This is a genomic window from Streptococcus mitis (genome assembly GCF_013305725.1).
Lineage (GTDB): Bacteria > Bacillota > Bacilli > Lactobacillales > Streptococcaceae > Streptococcus > Streptococcus mitis_BO.
The window spans coordinates 1,323,024-1,341,481 of sequence record NZ_CP047883.1; the positions used below are offsets into that span (position 1 = coordinate 1,323,024).

General features: G+C 42.2%; 23 protein-coding genes, 1 pseudogene and 1 other annotated feature. Of the genes and pseudogenes, 3 read left to right on the forward strand and 21 right to left on the reverse strand.

The window, feature by feature from the left end; genetic code table 11:
- Positions 1–7: 7 nt before the first annotated feature.
- The 15 genes from M594_RS06520 to M594_RS06590 all read right to left on the reverse strand — a co-directional run bounded on the left by M594_RS06520 (position 8) and on the right by M594_RS06590 (position 12,977).
- A complete protein-coding gene (locus tag M594_RS06520) occupies positions 8–565 on the reverse strand; it encodes a GrpB family protein (protein WP_173876290.1) in 558 nt (185 codons plus the stop codon).
- An 11-nt stretch (positions 566–576) separates the two neighbouring features.
- Positions 577–1,431 (reverse strand): RNA-binding virulence regulatory protein CvfB, encoded by an 855-nt coding sequence (gene cvfB / locus M594_RS06525; RefSeq protein WP_173876291.1) that lies wholly within the window; start codon positions 1,429–1,431, stop codon positions 577–579.
- Between the two features lie 58 nt (positions 1,432–1,489).
- The gene (gene frr / locus M594_RS06530; RefSeq protein ID WP_001262225.1) at positions 1,490–2,047 is read right to left on the reverse strand and encodes a ribosome recycling factor; all 558 of its coding nucleotides are present in this window, start codon (positions 2,045–2,047) and stop codon (positions 1,490–1,492) included.
- 20 nt (positions 2,048–2,067) lie between these two features.
- The gene (gene pyrH / locus M594_RS06535) at positions 2,068–2,793 is read right to left on the reverse strand and encodes a UMP kinase (protein WP_000002995.1); all 726 of its coding nucleotides are present in this window, start codon (positions 2,791–2,793) and stop codon (positions 2,068–2,070) included.
- An 83-nt stretch (positions 2,794–2,876) separates the two neighbouring features.
- Positions 2,877–4,211: a methylenetetrahydrofolate--tRNA-(uracil(54)-C(5))-methyltransferase (FADH(2)-oxidizing) TrmFO gene (gene trmFO, locus M594_RS06540; protein WP_000083709.1), complete on the reverse strand. Its 1,335-nt coding sequence runs from the start codon at positions 4,209–4,211 to the stop codon at positions 2,877–2,879.
- A gap of 235 nt (positions 4,212–4,446) precedes the next feature.
- Complete coding sequence (rsmI, locus tag M594_RS06545) at positions 4,447–5,325, reverse strand: 16S rRNA (cytidine(1402)-2'-O)-methyltransferase (RefSeq protein WP_173876292.1); 879 nt, start codon at positions 5,323–5,325, stop codon at positions 4,447–4,449.
- Between the two features lie 2 nt (positions 5,326–5,327).
- On the reverse strand, positions 5,328–5,645 hold the full coding sequence (gene yabA, locus M594_RS06550; RefSeq protein ID WP_000358228.1) for a DNA replication initiation control protein YabA: 318 nt from the start codon (positions 5,643–5,645) through the stop codon (positions 5,328–5,330).
- Between the two features lie 39 nt (positions 5,646–5,684).
- Positions 5,685–6,575 carry a DNA polymerase III subunit delta' gene (locus M594_RS06555; RefSeq protein WP_173876293.1) on the reverse strand — a complete coding sequence of 297 codons (891 nt, stop codon included), beginning with the start codon at positions 6,573–6,575 and terminating at the stop codon, positions 5,685–5,687.
- Positions 6,572–7,210, reverse strand: a complete 639-nt coding sequence (tmk, locus tag M594_RS06560; protein WP_173876294.1) for a dTMP kinase — start codon at positions 7,208–7,210, stop codon at positions 6,572–6,574. Before tmk ends, M594_RS06555 begins: the two co-directional genes overlap by 4 nt.
- A gap of 228 nt (positions 7,211–7,438) precedes the next feature.
- Positions 7,439–8,236: a pyrroline-5-carboxylate reductase gene (gene proC, locus M594_RS06565; RefSeq protein WP_173876295.1), complete on the reverse strand. Its 798-nt coding sequence runs from the start codon at positions 8,234–8,236 to the stop codon at positions 7,439–7,441.
- A 3-nt stretch (positions 8,237–8,239) separates the two neighbouring features.
- On the reverse strand, positions 8,240–9,502 hold the full coding sequence (locus tag M594_RS06570; protein ID WP_173876296.1) for a glutamate-5-semialdehyde dehydrogenase: 1,263 nt from the start codon (positions 9,500–9,502) through the stop codon (positions 8,240–8,242).
- A gap of 9 nt (positions 9,503–9,511) precedes the next feature.
- A complete protein-coding gene (gene proB, locus M594_RS06575; RefSeq protein ID WP_217423020.1) occupies positions 9,512–10,621 on the reverse strand; it encodes a glutamate 5-kinase in 1,110 nt (369 codons plus the stop codon).
- A gap of 109 nt (positions 10,622–10,730) precedes the next feature.
- Positions 10,731–11,621, reverse strand: a complete 891-nt coding sequence (locus tag M594_RS06580; RefSeq protein ID WP_173876297.1) for an RluA family pseudouridine synthase — start codon at positions 11,619–11,621, stop codon at positions 10,731–10,733.
- A complete protein-coding gene (lspA, locus tag M594_RS06585) occupies positions 11,611–12,072 on the reverse strand; it encodes a signal peptidase II (RefSeq protein WP_000745695.1) in 462 nt (153 codons plus the stop codon). The genes M594_RS06580 and lspA overlap by 11 nt, the downstream gene beginning before the upstream one ends.
- Positions 12,069–12,977, reverse strand: coding sequence for a LysR family transcriptional regulator (locus M594_RS06590; protein WP_173876298.1), 909 nt, complete (start codon positions 12,975–12,977; stop codon positions 12,069–12,071). The genes lspA and M594_RS06590 overlap by 4 nt, the downstream gene beginning before the upstream one ends.
- On the opposite strand from M594_RS06590, the pseudogene M594_RS10135 reads away from it, so the two are divergent.
- Positions 12,970–13,041 (forward strand): annotated as a pseudogene (locus M594_RS10135) (AraC family transcriptional regulator); the annotation flags it as partial. The gene M594_RS06590 and the pseudogene M594_RS10135 sit on opposite strands and share 8 nt — an antisense overlap.
- Positions 13,042–13,239: 198 nt before the next feature.
- Here M594_RS10135 and tnpA read toward each other — a convergent pair.
- The 5 genes from tnpA to M594_RS06615 all read right to left on the reverse strand — a co-directional run bounded on the left by tnpA (position 13,240) and on the right by M594_RS06615 (position 15,823).
- On the reverse strand, positions 13,240–13,704 hold the full coding sequence (gene tnpA, locus M594_RS06595) for an IS200/IS605 family transposase (RefSeq protein WP_173876299.1): 465 nt from the start codon (positions 13,702–13,704) through the stop codon (positions 13,240–13,242).
- A gap of 259 nt (positions 13,705–13,963) precedes the next feature.
- Positions 13,964–14,257: a 50S ribosomal protein L27 gene (rpmA, locus tag M594_RS06600; protein WP_000916509.1), complete on the reverse strand. Its 294-nt coding sequence runs from the start codon at positions 14,255–14,257 to the stop codon at positions 13,964–13,966.
- 16 nt (positions 14,258–14,273) lie between these two features.
- A complete protein-coding gene (locus M594_RS06605; RefSeq protein ID WP_000613699.1) occupies positions 14,274–14,618 on the reverse strand; it encodes a ribosomal-processing cysteine protease Prp in 345 nt (114 codons plus the stop codon).
- A 15-nt stretch (positions 14,619–14,633) separates the two neighbouring features.
- Entirely contained in the window at positions 14,634–14,948 is a 315-nt protein-coding gene (rplU, locus tag M594_RS06610) for a 50S ribosomal protein L21 (protein ID WP_000109141.1), read from the reverse strand.
- Between the two features lie 36 nt (positions 14,949–14,984).
- Positions 14,985–15,072 (reverse strand) — a sequence feature (ribosomal protein L21 leader region).
- Positions 15,073–15,130: 58 nt separating this feature from the next.
- The gene (locus tag M594_RS06615) at positions 15,131–15,823 is read right to left on the reverse strand and encodes a YoaK family protein (protein ID WP_173876300.1); all 693 of its coding nucleotides are present in this window, start codon (positions 15,821–15,823) and stop codon (positions 15,131–15,133) included.
- Between the two features lie 152 nt (positions 15,824–15,975).
- On the opposite strand from M594_RS06615, the gene M594_RS06620 reads away from it, so the two are divergent.
- Together M594_RS06620 and M594_RS06625 are read left to right on the forward strand one after the other, a co-directional pair.
- On the forward strand, positions 15,976–16,953 hold the full coding sequence (locus M594_RS06620) for a Gfo/Idh/MocA family protein (protein ID WP_173876301.1): 978 nt from the start codon (positions 15,976–15,978) through the stop codon (positions 16,951–16,953).
- Positions 16,950–18,032, forward strand: a complete 1,083-nt coding sequence (locus M594_RS06625; protein WP_173876302.1) for a DEAD/DEAH box helicase — start codon at positions 16,950–16,952, stop codon at positions 18,030–18,032. The genes M594_RS06620 and M594_RS06625 overlap by 4 nt, the downstream gene beginning before the upstream one ends.
- A 24-nt stretch (positions 18,033–18,056) precedes the next feature.
- On the opposite strand, the gene M594_RS06630 is transcribed toward M594_RS06625, so the two are convergent.
- Entirely contained in the window at positions 18,057–18,434 is a 378-nt protein-coding gene (locus M594_RS06630; RefSeq protein WP_173876303.1) for a DUF1934 domain-containing protein, read from the reverse strand.
- Between the last annotated feature and the right edge of the window lie 24 nt (positions 18,435–18,458).

Here is an 18,458-nt window from a genome sequence, read left to right on the forward strand (position 1 = left end):
CTGATTTTTAAAAATTACTGGACTTAGCCTCTGAAACGTAGTGGTTTATAAAATCCGTTTTCGCATCAGTATAGGCGTCTCGATTGTGTTCAAATTTTTTCCACAAACTGAGTTTTAATTCCTGATACGCTTGGGCAATATCTGAATGCTGGCAGAGATAATCTCTAAAATAAATCTCGTCATGATCTCCCGTCATTCGCAAATGTAAATGAAAAACTTTCTCAGCAAATCCCTGCTCTGTATATCCTTTATTTAGCGAAATCCTGTTAGGACTCTCCGACATCACTAACCAACCATTCTTCACCAATAAATCCCTAACTCTTGCTAAATCCTCTATTCTACCTACTTCTAGCAGAATATCAATGATATTTTTGGCCCAAATATTAGGGATAGCAGTGCTACCGATATGTTCTATTCTTTTAATAACATTTGCACCCAATATTTTTTTAAGACTTGTTTTCTCCAATTCATACCAGTCTTTCCACTCTGACTTGTGCTCTACTAGAAAAATAGGAAAAAGTTGCCAGAGTTCCTCTAAACTCATTTCTTCAAGTTTCTTTTTCATGTCTATAAGGCCTAAATCAACTCTGTACCAAACTGGTCTTGCTTGATTTTGCCAGCCTTCATAAGACCACCTAAAGCTTTCTTGAACTGACCTTTAGAAATGCCAAATGTTGCCTTGATGTCGTCTGGAGATGACTTATCATTTAAGGTCATGAAACCGCCATTGCTTTCCAAATAGGTCAAAATCATCTGGGCATCATTTTCCAACATTTCAAAAGAACGTGGTTTGAGGGAGAGGTTCAAGGTACGGTCCACTTCACGAAAACCAATAACACGCGCTTCTAAAACTTGACCCAAACGTGGCTCTGCGTAGCGCTCGCTGGGATGGATAAAACCAAGCATGTTATTTTCTGGCAGATAGACAAAGGTCCCTGATAGCTTGAGGCGGTAAACAATAGCTGGCCAGTTTTGGTTCTGCATGTTGTTGTAGGCAGGACGAGCCAGACGTTGGAAATCTTCTTGATAAGCCAAGAGTCCCCAGATTCGGTCTTTCTTGTCCACTTCAAGACGGATATAGAGTTGATCCCCCTTCTTAGGCCAGAGTTCCTTAAGTTCAGGGAGAATATCTAGCGATACTACGACTTCCTTATCGGGCAGACCTGTATCCACAAAGACACCCAAGTCTTTACGAACTTCTGTTACGGTTCCCCACCCAAATTGGTCCTGAGTGGCAGTCACTTCTAAGGTTGTCAGGCGGAGCTTTTGCTTCATGTCTGTATAGGCGAAACCTTTAACCGTATCCCCTACTGTATGCTGACCTTCTTCCTTGGCAAGAGCATAGTTTTGACCATCTTTTTGCACAAAGTAAAAACGGTCGTTTTTATCGATGATGAGTCCAACGATAAAGCTTGCAAGATTTGTATTCATATTTCCTTCTTTCGAATAAAACTCAGCCAGCAATGCCAACTGAGTTTTCTGTTTATTTTTAGACTTCCAAAAGTTCTTTCTCTTTGTTGGCAGTCATGTCATCGATGTGTTTAACAGCATCGTCTGTTACTTTTTGAATGTCTTTTTCAAGAGTCTTCAATTCGTCTTCAGTGATTTCTTTTGCTTTTTCTTGTTTCTTAGCTTCATCCATAGCATCACGACGAATATTGCGGACAGCCACTTTAGCATTTTCTCCGACCTTCTTCACTTCTTTAGCAAGGTCACGACGAGTTTCTTCTGTGAGAGCAGGGATAACCAAACGAATAACAGAACCATCGTTAGCTGGTGTGATACCAAGATCAGAGGCATTCAAGGCACGTTCGATGTCTTTCAATGAAGACTTGTCAAATGGTGTCACCAACAAAACACGCGCTTCTGGAATGGTAATTGAAGCGATTTGGTTAAGAGGAGTTTCTACTCCATAGTATTCTACATGTACACGGTCAAGCAAGCTTGCATTGGCACGGCCAGCACGGATACCACCAAATTCACGAGCAAGTGATTGGTGAGACTGGGTCATTCTCTCTTTAGCTTTTTCAATAATTGCGTTAGCCATAATCTTTCTTATTCCTTTTCTTAGATATTATTTGAAACTGTTGTTCCGATATTTTCACCAAATACGACACGTTTGATGTTGCCTGGTTGGTTCATGTTGAAGACAACCAAGTCAATGTCGTTATCCATTGAGAGGGTTGAAGCTGTTGAGTCCATGATACGAAGACCTTTATTGATAACGTCACGGTGGGTCAATTCTTCAAACTTAACGGCTGTCTTGTCTTTCTTAGGATCGGCATTGTAAACACCATCGACACCGTTTTTAGCCATAAGAATAGCATCTGCTTCGATTTCAGCTGCACGAAGGGCCGCTGTTGTATCTGTTGAGAAGTAAGGTGAACCAATTCCGGCACCAAAGATAACGATACGGCCTTTTTCAAGATGACGAAGGGCACGTCCACGTACGTAAGGCTCTGCCACTTGTTGCATAGCAATAGCTGTTTGCACACGTGTATCAACCCCAACTTGTTGCAATGAATCTGCCATCACAAGAGCATTCATAACAGTCCCAAGCATTCCTGTGTAATCAGCCTGAACGCGGTCCATACCTGCTTCTGCTGCAGGTTCTCCACGCCAGAGATTTCCTCCACCGATAACAAGGGCAATTTCGATACCTAAGCTATGAACTTCTTGAATCTCTTTTGCGATTGTTTGAACTGTTTGGATATCAATCCCTACGCCACGTTCACCGGCAAGGGCTTCACCTGATAACTTGATTAAAATACGTTTATACTTGGGATTCGCCATTTTCACTCTCCTTTTTTTATCCTACCTATTTTATCACAATTTCTAAGATTTTTATAGTATCGTGAGCAATTCTTTCAAAAAAATTAGACTGTTAAAAATTCCTCTAAATCACTAAGGGCACGCTCAGCAATTTTTTCATAACGAGCCTTCTTATCACGAATACGCTCGCCTTCCAACTCCTTGATAATCCCAAAGTTGACATTCATCGGTTGGAAATGTTTGCTGTCCGCATGAGTGATGTAATGAGCTAAACTTCCAATCGCTGTTGTTTCTGGGAAAATCGCCTCACTTTCTCCCTTGAAAAGACGAGCAGCGTTAATTCCCGCAACCAAGCCTGAAGCAGCTGACTCAACATAGCCTTCCACACCCGTCATCTGACCAGCAAAGAAGAGATTTGGTTGTTTCTTAGAACGGTAAGTCTGCTCAAGAAGATTTGGTGAATCCATATAAGAATTGCGGTGCATGACCCCATAACGGACAAACTCAGCATTTTCAAGACCAGGAATCATTTGGAAGACTCGTTTTTGTTCTCCCCATTTGAGGTGGGTCTGGAAACCGACGATATTGTAGAGGCTACCAGCCGCATTGTCCTGGCGAAGCTGCACAACCGCGTACGGTGTTTTAAATTCGCCATCACGAGGTCCAGTATAGTCGTCTGGATACTCCAGACCGACTGGTTTCATAGGACCATAAAGCATAGTTTTAATGCCACGTTTGGCCATAACTTCGATAGGCATACAACCTTCAAAGTACTTTTCTTTTTCGAAAGAATTGAGCGGTGCTTCTTCCGCATTAACCAAGGCTTCATGGAAATCCATAAACTCTTGCTTGGTCATGGGAGCGTTGAGATAAGCGGCTTCTCCCTTATCATAACGAGACTTGAGATAGACCTTGCTCATATCGATGGTGTTGACGTCGATAATAGGGGCTGCCGCATCGTAGAAATAGAAACCATCGCCGTCATTAAGGGCATGAATCTTTTCAGCTAGAGCATCGCTGGTCAAAGGACCAGTAGCGACAACCGTAATAACATCTGTCGGCAATTCTGTAATTTCATCACGAACCACTTCAATCAAAGGGTGGTTGGCAACTTTTTCAGTCACCATCTGTGAGAAACCATCTCGGTCCACGGCAAGAGCACCACCTGCAGGAACACGTGTAGCCTCAGCAGATTCCAAAATAACAGAACCCAAGCGACGCATTTCTTCCTTGAGAAGACCAACTGCATTTGTCAAAGCATCCCCACGAAGGGAATTAGAACAAACTAACTCAGCAAAATTGTCTGTTTTGTGCTGGGGTGTTGACTTGACACCACGCATTTCATAAAGTTTAACTGGAATACCACGCTCTGCGATTTGGTAGGCTGCTTCAGAACCTGCCAAACCAGCACCGATAACATTGATATAAGATTGAGACACGACACTAATACCTCTTTGGGAGTGTGAAGACAAGGTTCACATTGAAAAAGACAATCAAACTTAAGAGTTTTCGAATTTCTTGGCTCAGGCTGAAAAAGTCCACAGGACTTTCCTCGCTCTCGAATTTCTTGGCTCAGGCTGAAAAAGTCCCCCGGACTTTTTCACTCCCACAAATCTTTCTAATTTTTTCTTCTACTAGTATAACAAAAAAAGGGAAGAAGGCAAACTTCCCTGTTTAGTCATTTTCTTGATTTTCTTCCCAGTCGTGATAGGCAGCGTAGAGTTGACTCTTATTCCACTGGTAAATCTTAGCGACTTTCTTGATAGCTTGATTTTTCTTCATGCCTTGCTGGATACGGGCTTGGATTTCTAAGAACAAGTCCTCCTCATCTTTTTCCTCCACATCTTGGCTGGCACCTTCAACAATGAGAAGGCATTCGCCCTTGAGTGGCGTTGCAGCGATACTTTCCAGCAATTCAGAAATGGTACCTCTTTGGTATTCTTCATAGATTTTAGTCAATTCCCTGACTAAAACGACCGAGCGGTCACCATAGACTTCTAGCATATTTTCTAACGTATCTGCCACACGATGAGGCGATTCATAGAAAATTTGAGTTTCAGGATAGTCTTTTTTCGAGTCAAAAAATTGCTTTTGCTGGCCTGATTTTCTCGGTAAAAAGCCGTAAAAGATATGTGGCTGTGGCGCTAAACCACTGGCAATCAAGGCAGAAATTCCTGCAGAGGCACCTGGAACAGTCACAACCGCAATTTCTTCCTCAATTGCTGCCTTAACCAAATCATGACCAGGGTCTGAGATGCTAGGCAGACCCGCGTCGGATACCTGAGCAATACTTTGCCCTGCTTTCAGGAAACCAATCAAATCAGGAATCTTTTCCTTGGCATTGTGCTCATGAAAACTGATTTGCTTGGTAGAAATGTCAAAATGCTTGAGCAATAGACCTGTATTGCGCGTGTCCTCAGCCGCAATATAATCAACTTCTTTCAGGGTCTCGATGGCTCGAAAGGTCATATCATCTAGATTGCCAATCGGCGTTGCCACTAGATACAGCTTGCCATAGGGAGACTGCCCCTTAAAACTTTTTTGAATCTGCATGCCTACTCCCTGTATAACAACTCGTCACAGAACATACATTCCTCGTCCTGCTCCCGACGTTGTCCATAAAAATCATTACATACGTGAAATCCATCCCGGTAAATGCGACGGACACTTTCACGAACATGCTTGGCCTTGACGGGAGCGTCTGCTTCCACCTCACCCAAGCGTTCGCGCAACTTACTATTTTCCAAGCGAAGAGCTGTATTTTCCTCTACCAGGCTCTTGAGATTTTTCTTGATGGCTTCCACATCGGCCAAGGTTACCAATAACTGTTGGGAAAAATCATCCAGCGCGTCAAATAATTCTTTTTTGTCCATAAAACAGCCCTTTCCTTTCATTATCGTTCATTTTTGAGTTTATATTTCTTTCAAGACCAGATATTCCATGGCATTTTGAAAGCTGACATTAGCCTGCCACATTTTTCTAGCTTCTAGCAAATCTTGTAAAATCACTCTTACTCTTGCTTGTAGAATATCTTGTCCACAGAGAACTTCAAGAATCCGTAAAACCTGATCTTGTTTTTCCTTGTCATCTGCCAAGTTGGCTAATTTAGCAACCTGCAGATAACTTTCTTTTTTCTTAACCACTAACCAAGTCAGCAGGCGTTCACTTTCATCAACCAAGGTCCAAAAGCCTGCCTGATTAGCTAACTTTTCTGCTTCAGCTCGCGATTGACTAAACTGGGCTAAAAGAGTCGCTTTTTTCTTAACCAGTCCCATTTGTTCTAAGAGCAAGATGAGCTTCTCTTCTTGTTTTTTAAAGTGAAAAATTTGCGTCCGACTTCGGATTGTAGGTAAAATCTTCTCCTCATCACTGGTCAAGAAGAAAATGTAAACTTCACTCTGGGGTTCTTCGATGACCTTGAGCAGAGAATTAGCTGCGTTAGGATGCATTTTTTCCGCCTGCTCGATAATAAAGACCTGTTGCTGACTTTCAATCCCTGCTTGGGAAAACTGACCCACCAATTCTCGAATGCGTTCTGTCTTAATAACCTGATTGACTGGCTTAATCAAAGTGACATCGGGAAATTCTCCCTGTTCAATCAGCTTACAATTTCGGCATTTCTCACATGGTAAAACGCCTACCTTATCTGTACAAAAGAGGCTCTTAGCTAAAAATTGCGCCATTTCCAAGCTTCCAAAGAAACCTGAAAAGAGATAGGCATGATTGAGCTGGTCTTGTTCTAGGATACGGACAAAGCGGTCAAACTGATCTGGCTGCCAGGCCTTTAGTTGATCTTGTTTCATCTTGTCAAACCCATTCTGTCAAACAAGACAGCCTTGGTAGTTTCCACAACCTGCTCCAAAGGGAGGCTAGCATCAATCTTGACAATGCGATTTCCTTCTTTATCCAGAAGAGAAAGGTAGCCTTGACGAACTTTTTTATGCAAGTCCAACCCTTCCAAGTCCAAACGATTGACCTCACGATTGCTATTAGCAGCAATGCGAGCCAGTCCTTCTTCCACCTCGATGTCAAAATAGAGTGTCAAGTCGGGTTTAAGGCCATCTGTCGCAAACTGATTGAGCCAATCAATGGCGTCAATATCCAAGCCACGACCAAATCCCTGATATGCAACGGAACTATCGATGAAGCGGTCCATAATGACCAACTTGCCAGCTTCAAGGGCTGGAAGAACTTTTTCCACCAAATGCTGTCTGCGACTAGCAATATAGAGAAGGAGCTCTGTCTTAGCATCCATCTGAGTATGACTTGGATCCAAAATTACTTCCCGAATCTTCTCCCCAATCAAGACTCCGCCAGGTTCACGGGTCGTCAGCATCTCTACCCCTTTTTCCTCTAAAATTGGGAGCAGAGCCTCTAAAACACTGGTCTTTCCTGCTCCCTCTGGTCCCTCAAGAGAGACTAAAAATCCTTTTGACATGTATAACTCATTTCTTTTTTACTACTTCTATTCTATCAAAAAAATAGGGGTTTGTGACAATCTTTTTGTCTTCTCATTTCATACTCAATGAAAATCAAAGAGCAAACTAGGAATCTAGCCGCAGGTTGCTCAAAACACTGTTTTGAGGTTGCAGATGGAAGCTGACGCAGTTTGAAGAGATTTTCGAAGAGTATCAACCACCATAAAAGAGGCAGACACATCCACCTCTTATTTACCTAATTCTTGTGTTCGTTTGTAGGCTTGACCAACTGCATCCATGACCGTTCCTCGAAAAGCATGCGCTTCTAAGCTTGCTACACCAGCTATAGTCGAACCGCCTGGGCTACAAACTTGGTCTTTCAATACTCCAGGATGTTGCTGACTTTCAAGGACCAATTGCCCAGCTCCTACCATAGTTTGAGCCGCCATTTTCAGTGCTATTTCTCGTGGTAATCCTGTCTGAACACCTGCATCTGCCAAGGCCTCAATAAAGAGATAGACAAAGGCCGGTCCACAACCTGCAAGACCTGTCGCCGCGTCGATTAAGCCTTCCCCAAGTTCAACCAAGAGTCCAGCCTTGGTTAAAAGCTGACAAAAGAGATCACTGTCCTCAGCCCTGCAATTAGGAGACAAGGCATAACTAATCACTCCTTGACCAATAGAAGCAGGGGTATTTGGCATCATACGAATAATTCTGTGCTGACTTGGAAGAAGACTAGCGAGTTTTTCCAAGGTCAATCCAGCTGCCATAGAAATCAAAAGAAGACTTTCTCGTTTTTCAAGGATAGTCTGGTATTGAGAAAGCAAGTCTGAGAACTGTGCAGGCTTTACTCCTAGAAAAATCACATCTGCTTCTGCGAATATTTCTTCATTGCTAGAAGCCTGACCACCAAAGTCTGCAATGAAAGCATCTACCTTAGCTTGACTACGATTGGCAAGGAGAATCTCATCTGACGGTCTAGCCTGCAAGACAGACTTAGCCAAGCTAGCACCCATATTCCCCAAACCGATAAATCCAATCTTCATCTCTTACTCCCTTATCTGTCCGTCACCAGTGACCACATACTTGTAGCTGGTCAACTCTTTCAAGCCCATTGGACCACGCGCGTGCAGTTTCTGAGTTGAAATCCCCATTTCGCAACCCAGACCAAATTGGCCACCATCTGTGAAACGAGTTGAGGCATTGACATAGACAGCTGCAGAGTCCACTTGATCTGTAAAGTAAGCTGCAGCTTCAGCATTTTCCGTCATAATGGCATCCGAATGATGGGTACTGTGGGTTTCAATATGGGCAACCGCTTCTTCTAAACTGCTCACAACCTTAACAGCTAATACATAGTCTAAAAACTCGGTGTCAAAGTCTTGGGCCTCAGCTGCTTGACCTGAAACAAACTGACTTGCTTTTTCATCCAAACGGAATTGAATTGGTTCCAGACCAGCTTCTTTTCGATCTGCAACCAGCACTTGCTCCAAGCGAGGAAGGAAACTTGCTACCTTGTCTTCATGAACCAGCAGAACCTCCATGGCATTACAAACAGAAGGACGACTGGTTTTAGCATTGTTGATAATAGATAAAGCCTTATCTTCATCTGCGTCCTTATCGACATAAACATGGACAATCCCAGTCCCTGTCTCGATAACAGGTACGATAGCATTCTCAACCACCGCATTGATCAACCCAGCTCCTCCACGAGGAATAAGAAGGTCTAGATAGCCCTTGGCCTTCATCATAGCATAGCTACTTTCACGGCTGGTATCTTCCACCAGTTGAATCACATCTGGGTGAATGGTAGTCGTCTCCAAGCCCTTTTTCAAGGCTGTGACAATAGCATGAGCTGTTTGATAGGCATCCTTACCACTACGAAGAACAACCGCATTTCCACTCTTAAGAGCTAGAGCAGCTGCGTCAGACGTCACATTTGGACGACTTTCATAGATAATACCAATAACACCCATAGCCACACGTTTTTTGGTGATAAGCAAACCATTTTCAAGCTGATTGGTTTCTAAAATTTCACCGATTGGATCTGGTAAAGCAACCACTTCACGAATCCCAGTTGCCATTGCTTCTATACGACCTGCATCCAAATAAAGACGATCCAGCATCACATCTGAGATTTTACCCTTAGCAGCGTCCAGATCAAGGGCATTGGCTGCTAAAATTTCCTCAGTAGCTGCTGATAAGTGATCAGCCATGGCTAGCAAGGCTTGGTTTTTCACCTCTTCACTAGCTGTATTGATCGATTTTTTAACAGCCTGTACCTGTTCAAATTGTTCTTGTGTACTTACCATAATTTACCTCTAAAATTCTGTAAAGAGTAGTTGGATTTCAGGAGTAATGGAAATCCAGTCATCGCGGTGAATCAGGACACCCTTGGCTTTTTGGGAACGCAACATATCCTCCAAAGCAGATGCACCAAATTGCACGCGTCCTTTTCCAAGTGATTTTCCACTTTCCTTGTCAAATACTGTCACGATATCACCGTAAGAAAAGGCTCCTTCTGCGTCAACAATACCAGATAAAAGAAGACTCTTTCCATGTTGAGAGAGAGCTTCTGCAGCTCCTTTATCAACCCAAATAGAACCTTGACTCTGAGCATAAAAGGCCAGCCATTGTTTCTGGGTACGAAGTCCCTTCTCTTGCGCAACAAAGTAGGAACCATCCTTGGTCTCCTCAGCTGCCTCAATCATGGCATCTGATTTCAAGGATGAACAGATATAAACAGGAACTCCTGATTCTGTCGCAATAGTTGCAGCTTTGATTTTGGTTAACATGCCACCAGTTCCGTTTGACGAACCAGCTCCACCGGCCATATCGATAATCTCACGATTGATGGTCTCGATTCGCTCCAAGCGTTTGGCTCTTGAATCTGAATTAGGATTTCCAGTATAGAGACCGTCCACATCTGTCAAGAGAACCAAAAGGTCTGCTTGGACCATGGCTGCTACCTGAGCACTTAGAGTATCATTGTCCCCAACCTTGAGCTCATCAATAACGACACTGTCATTCTCATTGATGATAGGAATCGCTCCACGGCTAAGTAGAACTGACAAAGCCTGATGGGCATTTTTATAACGACGCTTATCAACAAAGTCATCCTGGGTCAGCAAGATTTGTGCAGAAACGATTTGGCGCAAGAGAAGATTGGTCGTGTATTCTTCCAACAAAAGCCCTTGCCCTACCGCTGCTGAAGCCTGTTTATCAGCAATCTTAGTCGGACGCTTTTTAAATCCTAAGGCCCCAAAACCAGCTGCAATGGCACCTGACGACACCAAAATCAATTCATGACCAGCCTCGTGCAGCATAGCCAACTGCTGGGTAATAGCCTTTACCTTACTACGTGATAAACTTCCATCCTCATTCGTCAGAGAAGAAGTCCCCACCTTAAAGACAATCCGTTTGAATTTCATAGTCTCACTCCGATTCTTCATATTTATCCATTATAACATGAATGGCAGGAAATAGAAAAGAGTTGATAGGAAAAAGGTCGAGACAAGTCATCTCAACCTTTTATCACGTCTAATTCTTTCTCAAACTCTCCAATGTTTCCTTAAAAATCTCTGGGATATCTGCAGTAAATTCCAAGGTCTCACCTGTTCTCGGATGGGTAAAGCCTAGGGTTTTAGCATGAAGAAATTGTCCATGCCCTTTCAGGGTCTTACGTGGACCATAGACTTCATCACCAGCGACTGGATGGCCGATATAAGCCATGTGAACACGGATTTGATGGGTACGCCCTGTCTCCAGTTGCAACTCTACTAAGCTATAATCACCAAAGCGCTCCAAGACGTGAAAACGCGTCACTGCAGGTTTCCCTTTAGCAGTCACAGCCTGTTTCTTACGGTCTTTTTCACTACGACCAATCGGAGCTTCAATCACACCACGATCATTAGGCAGATTTCCATGAACAATCGCCCAATATTTGCGGAGAGACTTTTTATCCTTGAGTTCTTGGGCAAGTGCTAGGTGCGCCTCATCGTTTTTAGCAATCATGAGAAGGCCTGACGTATCTTTATCAATACGGTGAACAATTCCTGGACGCAGAACCCCATTGATACCCGACAAGTCCTTAATATGATACATGAGGGCATTTACTAGGGTCCCACTGGTATGACCAGCACTCGGATGCACAACCATCCCCTGAGGCTTGTTAACGACAGCCACATCCTCATCTTGGTAGATGATGTCTAGTGGAAGATTCTCAGCCACATACTCTAAAACCTCTGGTTCTGGCACATGGTAAGTGACGACATCGCCCTCTTGGACCGTGTACTTAGCTTTCTTGACTTGGCCATTGACCAAGACCTGGCCTGATTTGATTTGTTCATTCGCGAGACTGCGTGATAATTCTGTCAAATCCGACAGAGCCTTGTCTAAACGCAGTCCACCTATTTCAATTTTAATTTCCATTCATTTCCTCTTTTAGCATTGCAATCAATAAAATAATCACACCAACAGTCAGATAACTATCTGCTACATTAAAAATCGCAAAGTTGATAAAGTCAAGGTGAAACATATCCACAACAAAACCCTGACTCAGCCTATCAATAAAGTTCCCAAGACCTCCAGCGATGATTAAGGTTAGGCCAATCACCATCCAAATTGAGTCTTCCATGTGTTTATGTAGATACCAAATAGCACCCACCATGACGACCAATGTAATAATAGCAAAGAACCACTGCTGGTCTTGTAACATGGAGAAGGCCGCACCACGATTTTGAAGGTAAGTTAAACTAACAAGTTTCGGAATCCAAGTCCGAACCTCACCTAATGGAATCTGCTGGACGATATAGGATTTAACCAACTGATCTAGGGCAATTAAGAGTAAAATCAAAACTGCTACTATTCCTCTTTTTTTCATGATTTCCTCTTTTGATTAAAATATTCTTGCATGACCTCAACAAAAAGTGTACCTGCTTGACTGAGCTCGACTTCTTCACGTTTGACAAAGACCATGTGGTTATCGAGATTATCTTTAAGTCGAATAACGGTAATTCCATTCACACTATCACTATCTAAAAATCCTGAACCAGTCGCATAAGCGTCTGTCCGCTCCAAAATACCGTTTAAGGTAGCGCGATCCGTCACATTAAACATTTGAGAACTAGAACTAGTGTCTACAAAATTCTCAGAATAATAGAGATACTCATCCTTTTCTTGAGTGAAGCGAACTGTTGGTAAATCAACCAAATCCTCCATAACCAGTTCATCTTTCTTTGCCAAAGGATGACCTTCACGCAAATAAATATGAGTATGGAAAGGAAGCAATTCAATGACCTCAAGGCCTAACTTTTCAACCCGTTGCATAATTCCTTTTTTATTTTGGTTGTTTAGATAGATAATCCCAATCTCACTGTGACCTTGTGCCACTTCATCCAGAATTTGAACGGTAGTAGACTCAAAAATACGAAAGTTCTTATAATCCGGATAACGTTTTGAAAAAGCTGTAATGGTTGGTGGTAAAAAGTCATAGTGTTGGCTGGCAATTGAAAATTCATCCTTTTCTTCCTCAGGATTGGCATACTGATTTTGAAAAATATCAAAGCCCTTGACCAACTCTTGAGCCTTCTCATAAAACTCCATTCCACGACGAGTCAAGAACGTTCCTGAACTTGTACGACGAAAAATCTTAAAGCCCAACTCTTTTTCCAAATCACGAACAGAAATAGACAGACTTGGCTGACTCACATACATCTTTTCAGCTGCTTCACGAAAAGTACCACTATTTGCAATGGCCACAACATAGCGTAATTGTTGAATGTTCATCTTCTACTCCCAATTTCTTTATCTTTTCATTATACCATATTTTAGAAGTTTTCCATCGAAGAAAAATAATGTCACTCATAAAATTCATCTACACTAAGAACGAAAAAATCATGGGTACCAATCATGACCACCCGTCAAACGGGTGGTTTGTCCCAGGGCTATAAGCCCAAATTACCAGCCAGCGCCTAAAGACGCTGGCTTTCACTTTGTTCAAGCCTTATTGCTCTTGACTCGTCACTTGCCTCTCAAAGAGGCTTTAGTATTACTTACCACTATCCCTAAAGGGATCCTCATATTCTTTTACACTTAATTTATCTAGTGCTATATCATGCTTTTCCTGTTCTTGAATATATTTCTTAATTGTAGCTTCATTAAGCCCTACTGTACTCACATAATAACCTTCCGCCCAGAAATGCCGATTCCCAAACTTGTACTTGAGATTGGCGTGTTTGTCAAACATCATGAGTGCACTTTTTCCTTTTAAATAACCCATGAAACTCAAAACACTTGTCCTTGGTGGAATACTGACTAACATGTGTACATGGTCTGGCATTAAGTGACCCTCGATAATTTCAACTCCTTTATAACTACACAAGCGATGAAATATTTCGCCTAAACTACTTCGATATTGATTATAGATGACTTTTCTTCTATACTTAGGGGTGAACACAATGTGATACTTACAGTGCCACTTTGTGTGCGATAAACTATGAGCCTTTTGTGCCATATTTTTCTCCTTTCGCTTTACAATTGGCTTGAACACCTTTATTGTATCGCGTTCGGAGTTTTTTTGGTATAACCTTCGACGCGCACCCGCATAGCGGGTGGTTGTTTTGTCTCGCACCTAACGGAGCGAGACGGACTAATAGTCACATAAAACAAAAAAACAGGCTCTCCGAAAAATCGGAAAGCCTTATTTAATGCTACTTCTAGCTTCCTTACCTTTACATTTCAAGGCTCGGGATAAAAAGGCTCACTGGACCTTTTTATTTAGCGATTGGGTAAACAGAAACTTGTTTTTTATCGCGTCCTTTACGTTCAAAGCGTACTACGCCTTCAACTTTAGCGAACAAAGTATCGTCTCCACCACGTCCAACGTTTACACCTGGATAGATGTGTGTACCACGTTGACGGTAAAGGATTGATCCACCTGTTACAGTTTGTCCGTCAGCTGCTTTAGCTCCAAGACGTTTCGCTTGTGAATCACGTCCGTTTGATGTAGAACCTCCACCTTTTTTGTGGGCGAAAAGTTGCAAGTTGTTAAGAGTCATTTTTAACATAATGTTTTCCTCCGTGTTAGTTTTCTGTGATAACTCTGGTTTGGACGAACTCAGAAGAGTTCTCCGATAAGTTTGCCATACCTAAGAAAAATGATTCAAAGAATAACTGGGTCATTTCTCTCTGGTGTGAAGGAAGATCTTTTGGTATTTCAACCATCAGATAGCCACCTTCATCTTCGTTTAATTCTAGGATTGGTTCATAGCCTGCAAATTTCTCAATAGAATTGATAAAGTTAATGGCAAGCGTAGAAACCGATGCACACACGACATCTAAGCCGTATTCGCCACTCTCGGCGTGTCCAGTAATTTCCGCACTCCTCAGCTCGCCATCTTCGGCTCTCTCAAAGACTGCTTGTATCATGTGTTCTCCTTAAAATTAAGCGTTGATTGCGTTGATGACAACTTTTGTATATGGTTGACGGTGACCTTGTTTACGGTGGCTACCTTTTTTAGGTTTGTACTTGTAAGTAACAACTTTCTTTTGTTTTCCTTGTTTTTCAACAGTTCCAACTACAGTAGCTCCAGCAACAAGTGGAGTTCCGACAACAGTGTTTTCACCACCAACAAGAACAACTTCGTTAAAAGTAACTTCTTGACCAGCTTCAACGTTCAATTTTTCAACGTAAACTGCTTGACCAACTTCAACTTTAACTTGTTTTCCGCCAGTTTTGATAATTGCGTATGTGCTCATTATGCACCTCCTATGATTTTTATGGGTTTCCCCGAATTTTTTGTGAAGACTCGCCTAGCATCGTGGGACAAACCACTTAAACTTGAATAGTCAAGCAACGATGTTCGTGCGGTTGCACAGGATCGTGCATAGTCAACTCTTCAAGTATAGCATATCTCCTATTTTCTTACAAGTAATAACACCTAAAATGAAGCTTTTTCTTTTACTTTTTTCTGCCAAGAGGCAAAAAGCATGCTGAGGTAAAAAATACTCATCATAATAGGAACACCAAGAATGGTCTTTTCATGATAGAAAATCGTCAAATAAGCTGAAAAGACAACGCCAAGGACAAAACTACTAAGCAGGCTAACAAAGATAATCCCTTCACGTAAAAAAGGAGTGTGCTTGGTCCGAAAATAATCTCCAAAAGCCAGCATGGTCCGTTTGATATTCCCTGTCATAAAAGCGTTATTATAGGCAATACCCGACACTTCTCCAAAAGTGGTTGTCACCAATCCCATACAAAAGGCTAAGGGCGGTACTAGATAGATATTATCTACAGTTTGCGGTACAAAACCAATAATGATTGATAAGATTGCCAAAGGAATCAGTGACAGAATTGGCTTTTTCACAATTCTCAATTTTTCCTTATAAACAGTTAATAAAAAGACCCCCATCATAAAAGCTAGCAATGTGAGAACCTTGTCCCTAACATCTGAAACATTATTTTGAATTAATTCTACTGAAAGAAAGACAACATTCCCAGTTTGTCCAGCTACAAGAGTGTTCCCTCGCACAATAAAAGTATAGGCGTCTACATAACCAGCACAAAAAGTCAAAAAAAGCGCTAGCCTCTTAGACTGACGTGATATTTTTCTTATAGGTAATAACCTCATTTTCCCTCCTATTTCATTTACTCATCTCATTATTGTACCACTTTCTTTGGAAAAGACCTAGTAGCTTATTTGAAATTTTTCCCCTCTGTTGGATAGTCCCGTCTATCTATGTTATAATGAAAGAAGGATTTGAAATCTGAAAAGGAGTAACTATGCTTAAATTAGGTGTCATCGGAACAGGGGCTATCAGCCACCACTTCATAGAAGCAGCCCATACCAGTGGAAAATACCAGCTGGTCGCAGTCTACTCTAGAAAACTAGAAACTGCAGCAACCTTTGCTTCTCGCTATCAGGATATCCAACTCTTTGATCAAGTAGAAGACTTCTTCAAGAACTCCTTTGATGTGGTCTATATTGCCAGTCCAAACTCCTTGCATTTTGCTCAGGCAAAAGCTGCCTTGTCTGCTGGTAAACACGTCATTCTTGAAAAGCCAGCTGTCACTCAGCCACAAGAATGGCTGGATTTGATTCAAACAGCTGAGAAAAATCACTGTTTTATCTTCGAAGCAGCTCGTAATTACCACGAAGAAGCTTTTACTACTATCAAAAATTTTTTAGCAGACAAGCAAATTTTAGGGGCAGATTTCAACTATGCCAAGTATTCTTCCAAAATGCCTAACTTGTTGGCTGGGGAGACACCAAATGTCTTTTCAGATCGTTTTGCTGGTGGAGCGCTTATGGATTTGGGGATTTATCCTCTCTACGCTGCCGTTCGTCTCTTTGGAAAAGCTAAGGATGCAACCTATCAGGGGCAACAGCTTGACAATAGCATTGACCTAAATGGTGACGGAATCCTCCTCTACCCAGACTTTCAAGTTCACATCAAGGTTGGGAAAAACATCACTTCCAATCTTCCTTGTGAAATTCACACAACAGATGGAACCTTGACTCTCAACACGATCGAACATGTCAGCTCGGCTATTTTTACCGACCACCAAGGCAATCAAATCCAACTCCCTATCCAACAGGCTCCTCATACGATGACTGAGGAAGTCGCTGCATTTGCACACATGATCCAGCAACCAGATCTGAATCTCTACCAAACTTGGCTGGAAGATGCAAGTTCAGTTCATGAGCTACTATATACTATGCGCCAGACTGCTGGCATTAGATTTGAGGCAGAAAAATGAAAACCAAACTACCGACTGAATGGCAAGAACTGAGTGACCAACTCGGTTTCCAAGAATTCACTCCCATTCAAACCCAACTATTTGAGCCCCTTCTTGCTGGAGAAAACCTCCTAGGAGTGAGCCCAACAGGAACTGGTAAGACCCTAGCTTACCTCCTACCAAGCCTTCTCAGACTACAAAAGAAAAAAGCGCAGCAACTCTTGATTCTAGCACCAAATACAGAACTAGCTGGACAGATTTTTGACGTATGTAAAACGTGGGCTGAAGCTATCGGCTTGACTGCTCAGCTCTTCCTATCAGGCTCAAGTCAGAAACGCCAGATTGAACGCCTAAAAAAAGGACCAGAAATTCTGATTGGAACTCCTGGCCGTATCTTTGAACTAATTAAATTGAAGAAAATCAAGATGATGAATGTGGAAACCATCATCCTGGATGAATTCGACCAATTGCTAGATGATTCTCAGATTCACTTTGTCGAGAAAATCACTCACTACGCACCTCGTGACCACCAACTCGTCTACATGAGTGCGACGACCAAGTTTGACCAAGAAAAGATTGTGCCTAACACACGTACCATTGATCTTTCTGACCAAAAATTGGACAACATCCAGCACTTCTACATGCAGGTAGATCAACGTCACCGAGTGGATATGCTACGAAAACTGGCTCATGTAGAGGATTTCCGTGGTCTGGTCTTCTTTAACAGCCTATCAGACCTTGGAAGCGCAGAGGAAAAATTACAGTATCGGGATATCTTGGCTGTTTCTCTAGCTAGTGATGTCAATGTCAAATTTAGAAAAGTCATCTTAGAAAAGTTTAAAGACAAGCAACTAACCCTGCTTCTTGCAACAGACCTTCTGGCTCGTGGGATTGATATCGATAGTCTAGAGTGTGTCGTAAACTTTGATGTTCCTAGAGATAGCGAGACCTACACTCACCGCGCTGGCCGTACTGGTCGTATGGGCAAGGAAGGTTATGTTATTACTCTCGTCACTCATCCAGAAGAACTCAAAAAACTCAAGAAGTTTGCAAGTGTCCGTGAAATTGTCCTAAAAAATCAAGAACTCTATATTAAATAAGGTTGGCTCTCGCCAACCTTTTTCTTATCCCCAAGTAATTTCTAATTGATAGCTGGCAAAAGGTTGTCCCTCTTGATTTTGTAGTTGATAATCTAGTTCAATCTTTTGCCCATCAACTTGATAATGGCTCGTTTGGATGATAAACTCCTGCATGCCCATAGGTGTAGGGATATAGGCAAAACTATCACTATCCTTTAAAAAGCGCATAATGGTCTTGGGATTGGAAAAACGGCTCATCACCAGTTCTTGACCATGAAATTTAATAACCACTTTTTCCTTTTCCTCATTATAGAAAAGCAGGTAGCTATAATCTCCTTTTTCATGCACTTCCACGTCATAAAGCTGGTCAATCACTTCCAACTGCTCATCAAACTGAATCGTATTTCGCATCCGAATCTTCACATCAGGTCCTCTTTCTTGTCTATT

Coding starts and splice junctions, on each gene's coding strand:
- M594_RS06520 (WP_173876290.1), bottom strand. CDS start 565: ATGAAAAAGAAACTTGAAGAAATGAGTTTAGAGGAACTCTGGCAACTT.
- cvfB (WP_173876291.1), bottom strand. CDS start 1,431: ATGAATACAAATCTTGCAAGCTTTATCGTTGGACTCATCATCGATAAA.
- frr (WP_001262225.1), bottom strand. CDS start 2,047: ATGGCTAACGCAATTATTGAAAAAGCTAAAGAGAGAATGACCCAGTCT.
- pyrH (WP_000002995.1), bottom strand. CDS start 2,793: ATGGCGAATCCCAAGTATAAACGTATTTTAATCAAGTTATCAGGTGAA.
- rsmI (WP_173876292.1), bottom strand. CDS start 5,325: ATGCAGATTCAAAAAAGTTTTAAGGGGCAGTCTCCCTATGGCAAGCTG.
- yabA (WP_000358228.1), bottom strand. CDS start 5,645: ATGGACAAAAAAGAATTATTTGACGCGCTGGATGATTTTTCCCAACAG.
- M594_RS06555 (WP_173876293.1), bottom strand. CDS start 6,575: ATGAAACAAGATCAACTAAAGGCCTGGCAGCCAGATCAGTTTGACCGC.
- tmk (WP_173876294.1), bottom strand. CDS start 7,210: ATGTCAAAAGGATTTTTAGTCTCTCTTGAGGGACCAGAGGGAGCAGGA.
- proC (WP_173876295.1), bottom strand. CDS start 8,236: ATGAAGATTGGATTTATCGGTTTGGGGAATATGGGTGCTAGCTTGGCT.
- M594_RS06570 (WP_173876296.1), bottom strand. CDS start 9,502: ATGGTAAGTACACAAGAACAATTTGAACAGGTACAGGCTGTTAAAAAA.
- proB (WP_217423020.1), bottom strand. CDS start 10,621: ATGAAATTCAAACGGATTGTCTTTAAGGTGGGGACTTCTTCTCTGACG.
- M594_RS06580 (WP_173876297.1), bottom strand. CDS start 11,621: ATGGAAATTAAAATTGAAATAGGTGGACTGCGTTTAGACAAGGCTCTG.
- lspA (WP_000745695.1), bottom strand. CDS start 12,072: ATGAAAAAAAGAGGAATAGTAGCAGTTTTGATTTTACTCTTAATTGCC.
- M594_RS06590 (WP_173876298.1), bottom strand. CDS start 12,977: ATGAACATTCAACAATTACGCTATGTTGTGGCCATTGCAAATAGTGGT.
- tnpA (WP_173876299.1), bottom strand. CDS start 13,704: ATGGCACAAAAGGCTCATAGTTTATCGCACACAAAGTGGCACTGTAAG.
- rpmA (WP_000916509.1), bottom strand. CDS start 14,257: ATGTTAAAAATGACTCTTAACAACTTGCAACTTTTCGCCCACAAAAAA.
- M594_RS06605 (WP_000613699.1), bottom strand. CDS start 14,618: ATGATACAAGCAGTCTTTGAGAGAGCCGAAGATGGCGAGCTGAGGAGT.
- rplU (WP_000109141.1), bottom strand. CDS start 14,948: ATGAGCACATACGCAATTATCAAAACTGGCGGAAAACAAGTTAAAGTT.
- M594_RS06615 (WP_173876300.1), bottom strand. CDS start 15,823: ATGAGGTTATTACCTATAAGAAAAATATCACGTCAGTCTAAGAGGCTA.
- M594_RS06620 (WP_173876301.1), top strand. CDS start 15,976: ATGCTTAAATTAGGTGTCATCGGAACAGGGGCTATCAGCCACCACTTC.
- M594_RS06625 (WP_173876302.1), top strand. CDS start 16,950: ATGAAAACCAAACTACCGACTGAATGGCAAGAACTGAGTGACCAACTC.